This window comes from Mesorhizobium sp. L103C131B0 (genome assembly GCF_000502275.1).
Classification (GTDB): domain Bacteria; phylum Pseudomonadota; class Alphaproteobacteria; order Rhizobiales; family Rhizobiaceae; genus Mesorhizobium.
In genome coordinates this window covers 123334-138803 of the sequence record NZ_AYXC01000004.1, presented here as the reverse complement: position 1 = coordinate 138803, position 15470 = coordinate 123334, and the positions used below count along the sequence as shown (strand labels likewise).

Here is a 15470-nt window from a genome sequence, read left to right as displayed (position 1 = left end):
ATGGATCGGCAATGCTCGCTGGTTTGCAGTGATGACCGGCTGGCCGGCGGCTTGCAATAAAACCGTCATTGCCGGCCTATATCAAGTCGGCTCAGGGTTTCATGTCAGCCGGCAAGCGGAGCAGTGGAAATGAATGAGCTAAAGCAGAATTCTGCGGCCAGGGATTGGCTGGAAGCCGAACTCGCCGACACGCTCGATGAGGACTATGAGCTGGAAATCTCGGAGCCGGCGCTGTCGCTGGAGATCGCCAAGATCTACAAGAACGCGCATCCGCCGTCGATCGATCGCATGCAGTATTTCCGCGACCTGATCGGCTTGCAGTCGGAACTGATCAAGCTGCAGTCCTGGGTTGCCTACCACAAGAAGAAGCTGGTGGTGGTTTTCGAGGGCCGTGATTCCGCCGGCAAGGGCGGCGTCATCAAGCGCATCACCCAGCGCCTCAACCCGCGCATCTGCCGCGTCGTGGCGCTGCCGGCGCCGACCGAGCGCGAAAAGTCACAATGGTATTTCCAGCGCTACGTGCCGCATCTGCCGGCCGGCGGCGAGATCGTGCTGTTCGACCGCTCCTGGTACAACCGCTCCGGCGTCGAGCGGGTGATGGGCTTTGCCGAACCCGATCAGGTCGAAGAGTTCTTCCGCGACGTGCCGGAGTTCGAGCGCATGCTGGTCCGCTCCGGCGTCACGCTGGTCAAATACTGGTTCTCGATCACCGACGAGGAACAGCAGATGCGCTTCATGATGCGCATCCACGACCCGATGAAGCAGTGGAAGCTGTCGCCGATGGACCTGCAGTCGCGCGTGCGCTGGGAGCAGTACACCAAGGCCAAGGAAGAGACGTTTGCCCGCACCAACATCCCAGAGGCACCGTGGTACATCGTCGAAGGCAACGACAAGAAGCGGGCGCGGCTGAACTGCATCGACCATCTCCTCAAACAGCTGCCCTATGAGGACGTGCCGCACGAAGAAATCACGCTGCCCGAGCGGGTGTTCAACCCGGAGTACGAGCGCCAGGTCCTGCCGCGCGAGCTTTACGTGCCGGAGAAGTATTGAGCACTTTTCCTTCTCCCCGTTTCACGGGGAGAAGGTGCCGGAAGGGCGGATGAGGGGCAGCTCCGGCGACGAATTCACAGCCGTCGGACGCTGCTAACCTCCAAAGCAGCGCTGCCCCTCATTGCCTGCCGGGCATTTCTCCCCGTAGAACGGGGAGAAAGAAGCCTGCGCCTATCACTTCGCCACTACACCCGCTTGATCGTCACATGCGTGGCGAGCGCCGTGGCCACCTGCTCGGTGCACTGGTAACCCAGCTTCAGCATATCCAGCCCGGCAAACAGGCTCTCGCCCCTCCCGAGCAACACTGGCGACACAGCCAGATGCAACTCGTCGATGAGCTTCTCCTTGAGATATTGCCGGATAGTGGAAACGCCGCCGCCGACGCGGACATCCTTGCCGCCGGCCGCAGCCTTTGCTTGTTCGAGCGCGGCGTGGATGCCGCCGGTAACGAAGCGGAAAATGGTGCCGCCTTCCATCACAATGGGGTCGCGCTTGTGATGGGTCAGCACGAAGGTCGGCACGTGATAGGGCGGGTTGTTGCCCCACCAGCCCTTCCAGTTCTCATCCGGCCATTCGCCGCGGATCGGGCCGAACATGTTGCGGCCGAGGATCCAGGCGCCGACATTGTCGAAGCTGCGGACGGTGAACCGGTCGTCCACATCGGTGCTGCCGCCATCCTTGCCGACCATCTCGTGGAAGGTGCGGGTGCCGGTCATCCATTTGTGCAGATCTTCGCCACCAACGCCGAGCGGATTTTGCAGGTCCTGGTCAGGACCGGCGCCGAAACCGTCGAGCGACAAGGTGAAGGCATTGACGCGCAGTTTGGACATGGAAGACTCCCTTTGGTGACCAGTTGTGATTTGCAATCAGTACTCAAACTGATTGCATTTTGCAACTAGTATTTTTAGAGGCAAACCGATCTGTGGAATGCGCAGGGACTCAAGCCGCCACGCGCTTCGGCATCACCGCAAACGGGCTGAGCCCAAGCCAGATCTGCATCTTGCCGGCGACGTCGAGATCGCCGGTCAGGCTGATCTTGTCGCGTTCCTTGTGAACTGTCGTCAGCCCCATCCAGATCGAGGTCATGGTGCACAGATCGGTCGAGACGTAGAGATCGACGTCGAAGCCCGGATCGTACCAGCAAAGATCGACCTCGCCCTGCTTTTCGACGATCAGCCACCACGATCGTTTTGACGCCGGCAGGTCATGGTACAGGAATTGTATCACGGTGCGCCCGTCCGGCAGCGGGCTGGGGTTCAGATTGCGCCGCATGTCCCACATCAGCAGCGACGGATCGAGGTTTTTGAGCGACAGCCTGGCCTCGACCCATTTCTGGCCCCAAAACCCCATCGCCTCGACAACCGGGCGCAAATCCCGGCCCGCCTCGGTCAGCCGGTATTCGAACACGCCCTTCTCGGTCGCGATCTCGGTCCGCTCGACGATGCCGCCGGCCTCGAGGTCCTTGAGCCGTTGCGACAGAAGGGTTGGCGACATTTTCGGCACGCCGCGGCGCAAATCGTTGAAGCGGGTCGATCCCGCCACCAGTTCGCGCAGCAGCACCATGGTCCAGCGTGTGCAGAGCAGCTCGGCGGCCATGGAGAGCGGGCAGAATTGCTTGTAACCGGCTTGTGTCATGTGGTGAGCTCCAAAAGATGTTGCCGGACCTTATTCAGAAAACCTGAGTTCAGCCAGTACAGAAGCTGTACTGGCACCCCCGGTACAGTTCTGTGACTGGAGCGGTCCGGCGCCGCCATGCGAGGCAGCGGTCACGTCACCGGGCAGTCCGGTGCCGATCCATGAGGAGTTGGACAATGACCGCTTACGTGATCGCAGACATCAAGGTGAAGGACGACAAATGGGTGCCGGCCTATGCCGCTTCGGTGCATGACCTCGTCCACAAGCATGGCGGCAAGTATCTCGCCCGCAGCGGCAATGTGAAGACGCTGGAGGGCAAGCCGCTCGACACCAGCCTGATCGCCATCATGGCGTTTCCGTCGGCAAAGGCAGCCGAAGCCTTCACCAACGATCCGCAATACGCTCCGTTTGTGGCGGAGCGCCGGAAGGGCAGCGACAGCCGCTTCCAACTGATCGACGATACCGATCTCGCCGGAACGATTCCTTATTTGCCAAAGGCGTGAGGAAAAGCCGGAACCCGGAGCATCCAGGTTCCGGCTATCCCTTCAGCATTTGCGCCACTTCCGGCGCGAAGTAAGTCAGGATGCCGTCGCAGCCGGCGCGCTTGAAGGCGAGCAGGCTCTCCAGCATTGCCTTTTCGCCGTCGATCCAGCCATTGGCGGCCGCCGCCTTGATCATCGAATATTCGCCTGACACCTGGTAGGCGAAGGTCGGCATCTGGAACTCGTCCTTCAGCCGGCGGATGATGTCGAGATAGGGCAGGCCGGGCTTGACCATCAGCATGTCGGCGCCCTCGGCGATATCCTGCTCGGCCTCGCGCACCGCTTCGTCGGAATTGGCGTGGTCGAGATAGTAGGTCTTCTTGTCGCCCTTGAGCAGGCCGGCGGTGCCGACCGCCTCGCGGTAGGGGCCGTAGAAGGCGGAGGCGAATTTCGTCGCATAGGACATGATCGCCACATCCGAAAAACCGTTGGCGTCGAGTGCGTCGCGGATGGCGCCGATGCGGCCGTCCATCATGTCGGACGGCGCGATGATGTCGGCGCCGGCCGCTGCCTGGATGACGGCCGCGGCGGTCACCTGTTCCACTGTCTCGTCATTGACGATGATGCCGTCGCGCAAGATGCCGTCATGGCCGTGCGAGGTGAACGGATCGAGCGCGGCATCGGTGATGATGCCGATCTCGGGCACCGCGTCCTTGATGGCGCGGGTGGCGCGGTTGATGATGTTTTCCGGGTCGAGGATGTGCGATCCCGTTTGGTCGCGCAGGCTGAGTTCAACATTGGGGAAGGTGGCGATCGCCGGAATGCCGAGCTTAGCGGCCCGCTCGGCCTCCTTGACGGCGAGGTCCAGCGACAGGCGGAAGACGCCGGGCATGGCGGCGATCGGCTCGCGCGTGTTCTTGCCGTCGATGACGAAGATCGGCCAGATCAGATCGTTCACCGTAAGCCTGTTTTCCTGCACCAGGCGGCGCGACCAGTCGGCCTTGCGCATGCGCCGCAAGCGGCGGCTGCCGGTGATCTCGTCGACGCTGCGCGCACCGGCGGGCTTTGCCGGCGCGAATTTGTTGCTCGTCGCGGGGGTGAATTTGTTCATCGCAAAAACTCCGGGTCGGGGCGGCTTTTACCACGAGGCCTTGCCGCTGACCAATGCGACACGATTGTGCCAGTCGATAACGCGCTGCTTACGGCTTCGGCGGCCACGCCAGCTCGGGGCCGGTTTTGAAGAACGACACATTGTTGGTGAAGATGCTCTTCGGGGCAAGCCGGATCAGGCGCCCGTCCAGATGGCCGATGTCGGCGACATTGTCGATGAACCAGCGGTTCCAGGTCGCCTCCGGGCCGAGATATTTGTGCAGCAGCCGTTTGAAGCGGTTCGGCGCCATCGGCTCGATGGTGGCGGAGCCGCGCAGGCCGAGATGCAGCAGGATGCCGGCCTCATTGTCGAAATGGACGATCTCCACGGCGCAGCGCGGGTCGCGTTCGAGGTGTTTGACAGCACTTGCCCCGGTCGAGCCGAGCAGCCAGATCGCAGCGTCCTCCCAGATGAACCACATCGGCGCGTTGAGCGGCGCGCCGTCAGCGGTCACGGTCGCCAGATTGGCCATCAGCGGGCGGCTGAGAACATCATCCGGGTCGAACTTTTTCGGCATCTCCCAGCCATGGCTCGGCGCTGCGGTTTCAAGCGTCATGCGTTTGTCCCTGCATCAGAAGAAAGGCTGTTTTGCCCGGCAATTTTGCGCGCATTTCTGTCGGGGGCAAAGCACGGTCGCGTTCCCTTGCGAAAATCCAAACCGCGCCCGCCGGTTGACGCACCCATGCGCCACCTTTAGCACTTCAGTCCCGCAGGCGCGGGGAGGGATTCTCTGACGATGGATTTTGGCGGCGACGAGATCCGCTTCGAACGGTTGGGCAAGGCGGGCGTCGTCACGCTGACGCGGCCGCAGGCGCTCAATGCGCTGACACATCGCATGATCAAGGCGCTGGACAAGGCGCTCGACGCTTTTGAGCGCGACGCCGGCATCGATGTCGTCGTCGTCAAGGCCGAGGGCAGGGCGTTTTGCGCCGGCGGCGACATCATGCACGTCTACGAGGCCCGCGCCGGAAAGCCGCCGGTCGAGTTCTTCGCCGACGAATACCGGCTTAACGCCCGCATTAACAGTTACAAAAAGCCCTACGTCGCGCTGATCGACGGGATCGTGATGGGCGGCGGCGTCGGCATCTCGTTCCACGGCTCGCAGCGCGTGCTGACCGAGAACGCCCAGTTCGCCATGCCCGAAGTCGGCATCGGTTTCTTCCCCGATGTCGGCGGCAGCCATCTTCTGCCTGACCTTGGCGGCAGTTTCGGCATGTATCTGGCGCTGACCGGCAACCGCATCCGCTATGGCGATGCGCTGTGGTCTGGCCTGGCCACCCACACCATAAAGGCCGCCGACCAATCCGCCTTTCTCGATCGGCTCTGCGCCAATGGCGATCCGGAATCGGTGCTGCGCGGCTTCTTCGTGCCGGCCCGGCGCGAAACCGCCCAGCCGGTGCTGGAAGCCATCGCCCGGCATTTTTCCCAACCCTCGCTCGCCGAAATCCTCAAGAGCCTGGAGCGGGCGGCAGGCGCCGACGAGTTTGCCGCCAAGACGCTGGCCACCATCCGCACCCGCTCGCCGACCAGCCTCAATGTCGCGTGGCGCCAGATCAGCGCCGGGCTGACGCTGTCGATGGAAGCCTGCATGAAGATGGAGTTCCGCATCCTCAACCGCATGCTGGCCGGGCACGACTTCTATGAAGGCATCCGCGCCGTCCTCGTCGACAAGGGTTCGACGCCGCAGTGGCGGCCGGCAAGCCTGGCCGAGGTCGACGCTGCTTCGGTGGACGCCTATTTCGCGCCGCTCGAACGGGAGCTCGAACTGTGAGCGAGGTCACGTCGCGGCGCATCGTGCTGCAGCCCTCGGGCGTCGAGATCATCTTCGCCTGGTTCCAGCGCGTCATAGCTGGCTATTGCCTGCTGTTCGGCATCCTGTACTGGATCCGGCTGATCGGTTTTTATCCCGGCCCGCTGTGGCGCTTCGACCTGATGCCGGTGCACTGGCAGGTCGTGGCGGTGATGCTGGCCGTGTTCTTCCCCTTCGCCGCCGCCGGCCTGTGGATGCTGGCGTCGTGGGGCCCGGTGATCTGGTTCATCTGTGCTGTCACCGAGACCATAATGTATGCCGGCTTCCCCGATCTCTACGGCCACCGGCCGCTGATCGTCTTCTCGCATGCCGCGGTCGCGCTGCTCTACATCGCCTTCCGCGTCGTCATCTGGATGCGCAAGCGCCCTGCGCGCGCCTGAAACGCCGCCCCGCAGCCATTGGCTAAATCTTTAGGTTAATTATCCTTGCTCGGGTGACCGTTCGTTAAGCGTCTTGCGAAACCTATTACCGGTAAGCTCTTGTTAGCCCTAGCGTTTAAGTCGAATTTTATGAGTATTCGATAGTGTCGCAATCAAGGTGAAAAACAAAAAATCACCAGGGCGACAAACGAGAGGCAAAGACAATGATCAATTCGCGTCCGGCGGCGAAGACCGCCCACGTATCCGACGATCGCCGCGAGGCTATCCGTTCGCTTTACATGGAATCGCTGCAGCTGGTCGAGCGTCTGCATCGCCGTCTGCTTGACGTGATCAAGGACGAGTTCGACCGCAATGGCCGTTCCGACATCAATGCCATCCAGGCGCTGCTTCTGTTCAACATCGGCAACTCCGAGCTGACCGCCGGCGAGCTGCGCTCGCGTGGCTACTATCTCGGCTCGAACGTCTCCTACAATCTGAAGAAGCTGGTCGATCTCGGCTTCATCAACCACCAGCGCTCGCGCATCGACCGCCGTTCGGTCCGCGTTTCGCTGACGCCGAAGGGCAATGAAGTGGCGGAAGTCGTCGCCGGTCTCTATGAGCGCCATGTCGGCTCGATCGAACAGGTCGGCGGCATCAACAGCGAAGAGTTCAAGCAGATGAACCGCGCGCTGCAGCGCCTCGACCGCTTCTGGAACGACACCATCGCCTACCGGATGTAATCAGCGGGCCATTGAATAGCAGCTGCGCCGGAAGAAGCGCGGCCGGAGGCAAGTCTCAGTCAACAGGCCGGTGCCGAAAAGCACCGGCCTTTTCTTTTTCGAGCCGCCTGCGCTTCCAATTCGGCGCAAAGCCACGTTGCCGCCATATTCGCGGTGGAAGCGAGGGCTGTGGGTATGCGGCGGCGAAAGCTGTTCGCGCGCCTGTAAGGTCGCATCGCCGTCCGCTTTTGACGGCCAGGTGACGCAGGTCATGGTTGGCTAATTGTTAACAGTGCCAACTTTAGAGTGCGGGCGATATCGCCCAACATCGAGCACGTAGCCGAACGCTGCAACAGCCAAACGCTACAAGCCAAACACGACAAGAATGTCTGGAACGTCCATGAGAACCAGCCGCCGCTTTTTCCTTTCCGGAGCTTCCGCGCTCGCCGTTGCCATGGTTGCCAATGCCGCCAGCGCGCAGGATGTGATCGACGATATCCTGAAGTCTTCGAACCGTGGCAATTGGGACGACCAGTTCGACGCCCGCGCCTCCGAAGGCGGCAAGGTCGCCTCGACGCTGCCGATCTTCAGCCTGCAGACGGTCGCCTTCACCGAACAGGCGGTGGCGCAGTATCAGAACATCGTCGCCCAGGGCGGCTGGGGCGAGGTGCCAGCGACCAAGAAGCTGCAGCTTGGCGTCGACGATCCGGACGTGGTGCCGCTGCGCAAGCGGCTGATGGTTTCGGGCGACCTGGCGCAGAGCGCCGGCATTTCGACGTCGTTCGATTCCTACGTCGACGCCGCGGTCAAGCGCTTCCAGGCGCGCCATGGCCTGCCGGCCGACGGCGCCATGGGCAAATACACCTATGCCGCGATGAACGTTTCGGCGCAGATCCGCCTCGGTCAGCTGCAGACCAATCTGGAGCGCCTGCGCGAAAAGGCCGGCACGCTGGGCAGCCGTTATGTGCTGGTCGATATCCCGGCGGCACAGATCGAGGCGGTCGAGAACGATCGGGTCGTGCTGCGCCACACCGCAATCGTCGGCAAGATCGACCGCCAGACCCCGGTGGTCAATTCCAAGATCAACGAGATCATCGTCAATCCTTACTGGAACGCGCCGGTCTCGATCGTGCGCAAGGACATCATTCCGCTGATGCGGAAGAACCCCGACTATCTCAAGGACAGCCATATCCGCCTGTTTGCGCCGGATGGCAGCGAAGTCGATCCGATGACTGTCGATTGGTCGACGGATGATGCCGCAAAATACCGCTTCCGCCAGGATCCGGGTTCCGGCAACGCCATGGCTTCGGTCAAGATCAACTTCCCCAGCCCCGACGGCGTCTACATGCACGATACGCCGCAGCAAAGCCTGTTCGGCAAGATGATGCGCTTCGATTCCTCGGGCTGCGTGCGTGTCCAGAACGTGCGCGACCTCGTCACATGGATCCTGCGCGACACACCCGGCTGGGACCGCCAGCATTTCGAGGCGACCATCAAGACCGGCGAGAACACGCCGGTGCAGGTCGTCAACCCGGTTCCGGTCCACTTCCTCTATGTGTCGGCCTGGTCGACGGGTCCGGGCGTCGTGCAGTTCCGCGACGACGTCTACGCGCTCGATGGCGCCAGCGAACTGCAGATCACCTCTTCGCTCTAAGCTGCTGATCTCCTTCAGGAAAGGCCACCGCAAGGTGGCCTTTTCCGTTCGACATCCCAACAGAAGAAGACTGGTGGCCGCCAGCCATGCAGGCCATGAACACTGCCGGACGTTGCGCCGCAGGCCCATCTGGACGGACTAACGGCAATTGCGCATGGTCCTCAAAACAGCCGGAATCGCGCCATGCAGGTCGCAATCTTCATCCTCGCCGTGCTGGTCTTCGTCGCTCTTTCCGGCGCACTGGTGCGGTTGGTTCGGGTGCCGCTGCCGGTGCTGCAGATTGCCATCGGCGCCGCGCTCGCCTGGCCGGTGAAAGGCATCCATGTCGAGATCGACCCCGAACTCTTCCTGCTGGTGTTCATTCCGCCGCTTTTGTTCGGCGATGCCTATGGAGCGCCAAAACGCGAGCTGATCGCGCTGCGCGGACCGATCCTCGATCTGGCCATCGGGCTGGTCTTCTTTACCATTGTCGGCTTCGGTTATGCCTTGCACTGGTTGGTGCCGAGCATCCCGCTGGTCGTCGCCTTCGCGCTCGCCGCCGTGCTGTCCCCGACCGACGCCGTGGCGGTGTCCTCGATCGTCGACAGAAGCCTGGTGCCGGCGCGGCTGATGCATATTCTGGAAGGCGAGGCGCTGCTCAACGACGCCTCGGGCCTGGTCATGTTCCGCTTCGCCGTCGCCGCCGCCGTGACCGGCAGCTTTTCCTTCGCCGATGCATCGCTGTCCTTCGTCTATGCCGTCGCCATCGGCATCCTGGCCGGCATCGCTGCGTTGTTCATCGCCGCCAGGCTGCTGCAGCTTCTGAATCGCATCGGCGGCGTTCCGGCCGAGGCGCAGGTTCTGGTCATGGTCCTGCTGCCCTTCATTGCCTATCTCGTCGCCGAACATCTGCATGCCTCAGGCATTCTGGCGGCGGTCACCGCCGGGCTTTTGACCGGCGGCTCCGGCGTCTTCCGCTTCCTCGGCGTCTCGGCGCGCATGCAGACGATCTCGCTGTGGACGACCTTGTCCTTCGTCTACAATGGCGCGCTGTTCATCGTGCTCGGCATGCAGCTTCCCGAAATCATTCGCCGCGTGCCGCCCGAACTGACCGGCCATTACCCGATCATCCAGCCGGTCGCGACGGTGATAGCGCTGACGCTGTGCCTGATCGCGCTGCGCTTCCTCTGGATCTGGGTCGGCGATATCGCGGCAGGCCTCAAGGCAAAATGGGGAAAGCGCAAGGCCGAGCCGTTTGGCATGCGTGTGCGGCTTGCCGGCTCGGTGGCGGGCGTGCGCGGCGCGATCACGCTGGCCGGCATCCTGTCGCTGCCGGTTGCCATGCCGGACGGCTCGTCTTTTCCGGCGCGCGACCTGGTGATCTTCCTCGCCGCCGGCGTCATCATCTGTTCGCTCGCCATCGCCAGCGTGGCGCTGCCGAAGATAGCGCACGGACTGGTCGAGCCGGGCGAGGATGGCAGCGCCATCGAGGAGCGTCTCGCCCGCATCGGCGCCGCCAAGGCGGCCATCGCCCGCGTCGAAAGCATGGCGGGCGCCAGCGACGACGACCAGGGCGAGGTCCCCGGCGCCAGGCTTGCCGCCGCCGAAAACATCGTCGCCGGCTACCGGCGCCGCATCGCCACCTCGGACGAGGCCGACGACGCCCGGGCGGAGGCCCGCGAAGCCGGGCGGCTGGAGCTCGAAATGCGGCTTGCCGGCATCGAGGCCGAGCGCATCGCCGTGCGCGACATGTTAAGCAGCGGCGCGATCAACGACCATACGGCGCGGGCGCTGTTTACCGAGATCACGCTCACCGAAGCCTTGCTGCAGGGGCGGCAGGAGCGAAAATAGCGGTTCAGGGCCGCTCTGGCGCAATCCGGCCAGCAAATTTCGCGCTGCAAACGTGGCGAGGCGAAAACAACTGTGTTAATGGCGCGGCAATGCATGTCGCCCGGAACCGTGCAGCGGTTTCGGGGCAACGATATACATAGATAAATGCCCCGAACCGAAGGATTTCAGGCCATGGCAACTGCAGCGGCAGCGTCGAACAAATTCGAATCCTTCTTCGAAACCACGCTGGAAGATGCCGATCCGGAGATCTTCGGCTCGATCCGCAACGAGCTTGGCCGCCAGCGTCACGAGATCGAGCTGATCGCCTCGGAAAACATCGTTTCGCGCGCCGTGCTCGAGGCGCAGGGCTCGATCATGACCAACAAATACGCCGAGGGTTATCCGGGCAAGCGCTATTATGGCGGCTGCCAGTTCGTCGACGTCGCCGAGGAACTCGCCATCGAGCGCGCCAAAAAGCTGTTCGGCTGCAACTTCGCCAATGTCCAGCCGAATTCCGGCAGCCAGATGAACCAGGCGGTCTTCCTGGCGCTGCTGCAGCCGGGCGATACCTTCATGGGCCTCGACCTGAACTCCGGCGGCCACCTGACTCACGGCTCGCCCGTCAATATGAGCGGCAAATGGTTCAAGGTCGTTTCCTATGGCGTGCGCAAGGACGACCATCTGCTCGACATGGACGCGATCGAAAAGACCGCGCATGAGACCAAGCCGAAGCTGATCCTGGCCGGCGGCACCGCCTATTCGCGCATCTGGGACTGGAAGCGCTTTCGCGAGATCGCCGATGCGGTCGGCGCCTATCTGATGGTCGACATGGCCCATATCGCCGGCCTGGTTGCCGGCGGCGTGAATCCGTCACCGCTGCCGCACGCCCATGTCGTGACCACGACCACGCACAAATCGTTGCGAGGCCCGCGCGGCGGCATGATCCTGTGCAATGACGAGGACATCGCCAAGAAGATGAACTCGGCGGTTTTCCCCGGCCTGCAGGGCGGGCCGCTGATGCATGTCATCGCCGCCAAGGCTGTCGCCTTCGGCGAGGCGCTGAAGCCGAGCTTCAAGCTCTATGCCGAGAGCGTCGCCGCCAACGCCAAGGCGCTGGCGTCGAGCCTCAAGGAAACCGGCCTCGACATCGTGTCCGGCGGCACCGACAATCATCTGATGCTGGTCGATCTCAGGCCCAAGAACGCCACCGGCAAGCGCGCCGAGGCAGCGCTCGGCCGCGCCAACATCACCTGCAACAAGAATGGCATCCCGTTCGATCCGGAAAAGCCTTTCGTCACCTCGGGCGTGCGTCTGGGCACGCCGGCCGGCACCGCGCGCGGCTTCGGCCAGGCCGAGTTCCGCGAGATCGGCAAGTTGATCGCCGAGGTGCTGGACGGGCTGAAGGTCGCCAATTCCGACGAAGGCAATGCGGCTGTGGAAGCAGCCGTGAAGGCCAAGGTCGTGGCGCTGACCGATCGTTTCCCGCTCTATCCCTATCTCGGTTGACCGCCAGCGGCGCATCGTCTTTTATCCCGCGCTCTGCGCCGCTTGCTGTCCGGGCGGCGCGGCCTGTGGAGATCTGACGATGCGCATGTTCCATCCTGCCGTTCTGGCCTTCCTCGGCTTGCTTGCCACCTTCACTGTGTCGTGCGCGATCGCCGAGGAGCAGACGCAGCCGGGCACGGATATCCCGGCCACCAGCACCTTTGGCAGGTGGACCACGATCATCGATGCGCTCGACACCGGCCAGGATTCGCACAAGACCTGTGCGGCCTCGACAGCCTTTGTCGACGGCAACGGCAATGCCGGCACGCTGACGCTTTCGATCTCGACTGGCGACGCCCTGCCGCCCGATGCCTATCCGGCGATCATGTTCACCATCGCCAACAAGGAGCTGCCGACCGGCAAGAAGATCGCCGCGACCTTTGGCGACCCCGGCGTCAAGGTTTCCGCGACCGTCTATTCCAATGATGCCGGCCGCCCGAGCTGGACCGTCGACAACCAGGTCAAGACCAGTCTCGCTTTGTTGCGGGCCATGCGCCAGGTCATCTCGCTCGATGTGACGTTCGGCAAGCAGGCTGTCGCCAGCATCCCGATGGATGGCTTCACCAAGGCCTACCGCAACCTCGGAACGTCCTGCGGCTTCCCGACCAAGGACGTCGCCCCCTGACATATCTGGCGCGGCTGGCAATTTTCCTCCCGCCTCGCTATCTCTGAGGGCGCGAGCGGCCGTTGCCGAACCTTTGCCGTCCCGGCAAAAACCTCTAAGCCTATCGTTCCGCCAGAATCGCCAACCTGAAGGCTCTCCATGCGCTGTCCCTATTGCCAGTCCGAAGATACGCAGGTGAAGGATTCGCGCCCCGCCGAGGATGGCGCGGCGATCCGCCGGCGGCGCGTCTGTCCCGATTGCGGTGGCCGTTTCACCACTTTCGAGCGCGTCCAGTTGCGCGACCTCGTGGTGGTGAAGAAGTCCGGCAGAAAGGTGCCGTTCGACCGCGACAAGCTCTTGCGTTCGGTGGAGATCGCGGTGCGCAAGCGCAATGTCGATCCCGAGCGCATCGACCGCGCCGTCACCGGCATCGTGCGCCAGCTCGAAAGCTCCGGCGAGACTGAAATCGCCTCGGGCGAGGTCGGCCGGCTCGTCATGGAAGCGCTGAAGTCGCTCGACGACGTCGCCTATGTCCGCTTCGCCTCGGTCTATCGCAATTTCCGTGAGGCTAAGGACTTCCATGACGTGCTGGGTGAGCTCAAAGGTGACGAACTCAAAGGCGACGAGCTGAAGAGCGAAGAGGACGCCGGCTGAGCATGGCAAGCCAAACGTCAGGGAAGGCCGATCAGCAGGCCCTCGATCGCCGCTTCATGGCCGCGGCGCTGAGGCTCTCGCGCAGAAATGCCGGCCGCACCTCGACCAACCCTTCCGTCGGCACCATAATCGTTCGCGACGATGGCGCCGGCCCGATGATCGTCGGCACAGGGGTCACGGCTGTTGGCGGCCGGCCGCATGCCGAGACCGAGGCGCTGACTGAAGCCGGCGAGTTGGCGCGCGGCGCCACCGCCTATGTCACGCTGGAGCCCTGCGCCCACCATGGCCGCACCCCGCCTTGCGCCAACGCGCTGGTCAATGCCGGAGTGGCGCGGGTCGTCGGCGCCGCCAGCGATCCCGATCCGCGCGTCTCCGGCAAAGGCTATGCCATCCTGCGCGCCGCCGGCATCGAAGTGGTCGAAAAGGTGCTGGTCGAGGAAGCCGCCGAGCAGATGGCCGGCTATTTGATTCGATCCATGAAAAAGCGTCCGGAAGTGACTCTGAAGCTTGCGCTTTCCAGCGACGGCAAGATCGGCAGGCATGGCGCCGGCCAGGTCGCGATCACCGGCGATATCGCCCGCCGCGAAGTCTATCTGATGCGCGCCGAAGCCGATGGCATACTGGTCGGCATCGGCACGGCGCTGGAGGATGATCCCGCGCTCACCGTGAGGCTGCCGGGGCTGGAGAACCGCTCGCCGGCGCGCATCGTGCTCGACCGCCAGATCAGGCTGCCGGAAGCCTCGAAGCTGGTCTCCGGCACCGACCGGGTGCCGCTCTATGTCGCCGCGAGCCTGGAGGCTGATCCGCTACGGCGGTCGGTGCTGGAGCGTGCCGGCGTGCGCTTCATCGGCACCGAAACCCATGAAGGCGGCGTGGCCTTGCCGGAACTGCTCGAGGATCTCGGCGCGCTCGGCATGGCCAGCGTTCTGGTCGAAGGCGGCGCCAAGGTGGCCAGCGCCTTCCTCGCCGAAGGACTGATCGACCGCATCGTGCTGTTCCAGGGACCGGAAGCGATCGGCGAGGGCGGCATTGCATCGCCCATCGACGCCAACCATATCCCGGCAGGCTTCCGCAAATTGCGCGAGATGCGCTTCGGGGAAGACAGCTATGCCGAATGGGTGAGAGATATCTGAAATGTTCACTGGAATTGTCACCGATATCGGCACCGTCGCGGCCGTCAAGCCGCTGAGCGAAGGCGTCGGCCTGCGCATCGACACCGCCTATGACCCCGCGACGATCGCCATCGGTGCCTCGATCTCCTGCGGCGGCGTCTGCCTGACGGTGACGGCGCTGCCAGATGGCGGCTCGAACGCCCGCTGGTTCGAGGTCGAAGCCTGGGAAGAGGCACTGAGGCTGACCACGGCGTCGGGCTGGAAATCAGGCACCAAGGTCAATCTCGAGCGGGCACTGAAGATCGGCGACGAACTCGGCGGCCACATCGTGTCGGGTCATGTCGATGGCATGGCCGAAATCGCCGAGCGCAAGGATGAAGGCGATGCCGTTCGCTTCACGCTGGAGGCGCCACGCGAACTGGCGAAATTCATCGCGCCCAAGGGTTCAGTCGCACTCGACGGCACCTCACTCACCGTCAACAAGGTCGAAGGCGCCCGTTTCGACGTGCTGTTGATCCATCATTCGCTGACCGTGACCACCTGGGGCGAGCGCAAGGTCGGCGACAAGGTCAACCTCGAGATCGACACCATGGCCCGCTACGCCGCGCGGCTGGTCGAGGCCGCGAAGGAAGGTTTGTGATGACAAAAGACGAAATTCACTTCGGGCAGCGGGAAGAGCTCCACACTGAGGACGCGCTCGGCCTCGGTTTGTCGGTCAACGATCGCAAGGTTTTCCCTGAAGCTCTGATCAATGCTCAGCCCATAAACGATCGTCTTCGCGATACAGTGCGTCGGTATCGCGAGGCTACCGGTATCTGACGGCCTCACCTCCAGCAATCTTCCGCTTGCGATCAAACCGGCTTCGGCCTAAGTCACCGGCTACCCCC

General features: G+C 63.2%; 18 protein-coding genes. 13 read left to right on the top strand and 5 right to left on the bottom strand.

Features of this window, described 5'->3' with window-relative positions:
* The first annotated feature begins 129 nt into the window (after positions 1–129).
* Positions 130–1050, top strand: coding sequence for a polyphosphate kinase 2 (gene ppk2 / locus X730_RS154315; protein ID WP_023689516.1), 921 nt, complete (start codon positions 130–132; stop codon positions 1048–1050).
* Between the two features lie 185 nt (positions 1051–1235).
* Here the strand turns inward: ppk2 and X730_RS154320 are convergent, their stop codons facing one another.
* Both X730_RS154320 and X730_RS154325 read right to left on the bottom strand, forming a co-directional pair.
* Positions 1236–1880 carry a dihydrofolate reductase family protein gene (locus X730_RS154320; RefSeq protein WP_023689515.1) on the bottom strand — a complete coding sequence of 215 codons (645 nt, stop codon included), beginning with the start codon at positions 1878–1880 and terminating at the stop codon, positions 1236–1238.
* A 109-nt stretch (positions 1881–1989) separates the two neighbouring features.
* Positions 1990–2685, bottom strand: coding sequence for a helix-turn-helix domain-containing protein (locus X730_RS154325; protein WP_023682403.1), 696 nt, complete (start codon positions 2683–2685; stop codon positions 1990–1992).
* A gap of 176 nt (positions 2686–2861) precedes the next feature.
* On the opposite strand from X730_RS154325, the gene X730_RS154330 reads away from it, so the two are divergent.
* A complete protein-coding gene (locus X730_RS154330; RefSeq protein WP_023673003.1) occupies positions 2862–3188 on the top strand; it encodes a DUF1330 domain-containing protein in 327 nt (108 codons plus the stop codon).
* A 34-nt stretch (positions 3189–3222) separates the two neighbouring features.
* Here the strand turns inward: X730_RS154330 and hemB are convergent, their stop codons facing one another.
* Positions 3223–4278: a porphobilinogen synthase gene (gene hemB, locus X730_RS154335; protein ID WP_023826080.1), complete on the bottom strand. Its 1056-nt coding sequence runs from the start codon at positions 4276–4278 to the stop codon at positions 3223–3225.
* A gap of 88 nt (positions 4279–4366) precedes the next feature.
* Positions 4367–4873, bottom strand: a complete 507-nt coding sequence (locus tag X730_RS154340; RefSeq protein WP_031196787.1) for a pyridoxamine 5'-phosphate oxidase family protein — start codon at positions 4871–4873, stop codon at positions 4367–4369.
* A 180-nt stretch (positions 4874–5053) separates the two neighbouring features.
* Between X730_RS154340 and X730_RS154345 the strand changes: the two genes are divergently transcribed.
* From X730_RS154345 to X730_RS154355, 3 genes are all read left to right on the top strand, one after another.
* Positions 5054–6088 (top strand): enoyl-CoA hydratase/isomerase family protein, encoded by a 1035-nt coding sequence (locus X730_RS154345; protein ID WP_023826078.1) that lies wholly within the window; start codon positions 5054–5056, stop codon positions 6086–6088.
* The gene (locus tag X730_RS154350) at positions 6085–6507 is read left to right on the top strand and encodes a DUF6163 family protein (protein ID WP_023682398.1); all 423 of its coding nucleotides are present in this window, start codon (positions 6085–6087) and stop codon (positions 6505–6507) included. The genes X730_RS154345 and X730_RS154350 overlap by 4 nt, the downstream gene beginning before the upstream one ends.
* Before the next feature lie 203 nt (positions 6508–6710).
* On the top strand, positions 6711–7226 hold the full coding sequence (locus tag X730_RS154355) for a winged helix DNA-binding protein (RefSeq protein ID WP_023826077.1): 516 nt from the start codon (positions 6711–6713) through the stop codon (positions 7224–7226).
* Here the strand turns inward: X730_RS154355 and X730_RS154360 are convergent, their stop codons facing one another.
* Positions 7227–7478, bottom strand: coding sequence for a hypothetical protein (locus tag X730_RS154360; RefSeq protein ID WP_023693254.1), 252 nt, complete (start codon positions 7476–7478; stop codon positions 7227–7229).
* Between the two features lie 127 nt (positions 7479–7605).
* On the opposite strand from X730_RS154360, the gene X730_RS154365 reads away from it, so the two are divergent.
* The 8 genes from X730_RS154365 (at position 7606) to X730_RS154400 (ending at position 15402) form a co-directional block, all read left to right on the top strand.
* The gene (locus X730_RS154365) at positions 7606–8859 is read left to right on the top strand and encodes a L,D-transpeptidase family protein (protein ID WP_023682396.1); all 1254 of its coding nucleotides are present in this window, start codon (positions 7606–7608) and stop codon (positions 8857–8859) included.
* Positions 8860–9042: 183 nt separating this feature from the next.
* Positions 9043–10689, top strand: a complete 1647-nt coding sequence (locus X730_RS154370) for a Na+/H+ antiporter (protein WP_023826076.1) — start codon at positions 9043–9045, stop codon at positions 10687–10689.
* Positions 10690–10860: 171 nt separating this feature from the next.
* Complete coding sequence (gene glyA, locus X730_RS154375) at positions 10861–12174, top strand: serine hydroxymethyltransferase (protein ID WP_023826075.1); 1314 nt, start codon at positions 10861–10863, stop codon at positions 12172–12174.
* Positions 12175–12253: 79 nt separating this feature from the next.
* Complete coding sequence (locus X730_RS154380) at positions 12254–12838, top strand: hypothetical protein (protein WP_023753655.1); 585 nt, start codon at positions 12254–12256, stop codon at positions 12836–12838.
* 138 nt (positions 12839–12976) lie between these two features.
* The gene (gene nrdR / locus X730_RS154385) at positions 12977–13471 is read left to right on the top strand and encodes a transcriptional regulator NrdR (protein WP_023669351.1); all 495 of its coding nucleotides are present in this window, start codon (positions 12977–12979) and stop codon (positions 13469–13471) included.
* Positions 13472–13473: 2 nt separating this feature from the next.
* Positions 13474–14604, top strand: a complete 1131-nt coding sequence (ribD, locus tag X730_RS154390; protein ID WP_023753654.1) for a bifunctional diaminohydroxyphosphoribosylaminopyrimidine deaminase/5-amino-6-(5-phosphoribosylamino)uracil reductase RibD — start codon at positions 13474–13476, stop codon at positions 14602–14604.
* 1 nt (position 14605) lies between these two features.
* Positions 14606–15223: a riboflavin synthase gene (locus X730_RS154395; RefSeq protein WP_023708666.1), complete on the top strand. Its 618-nt coding sequence runs from the start codon at positions 14606–14608 to the stop codon at positions 15221–15223.
* The gene (locus tag X730_RS154400; RefSeq protein ID WP_032895488.1) at positions 15223–15402 is read left to right on the top strand and encodes a hypothetical protein; all 180 of its coding nucleotides are present in this window, start codon (positions 15223–15225) and stop codon (positions 15400–15402) included. The genes X730_RS154395 and X730_RS154400 overlap by 1 nt, the downstream gene beginning before the upstream one ends.
* Positions 15403–15470 lie beyond the last annotated feature (68 nt).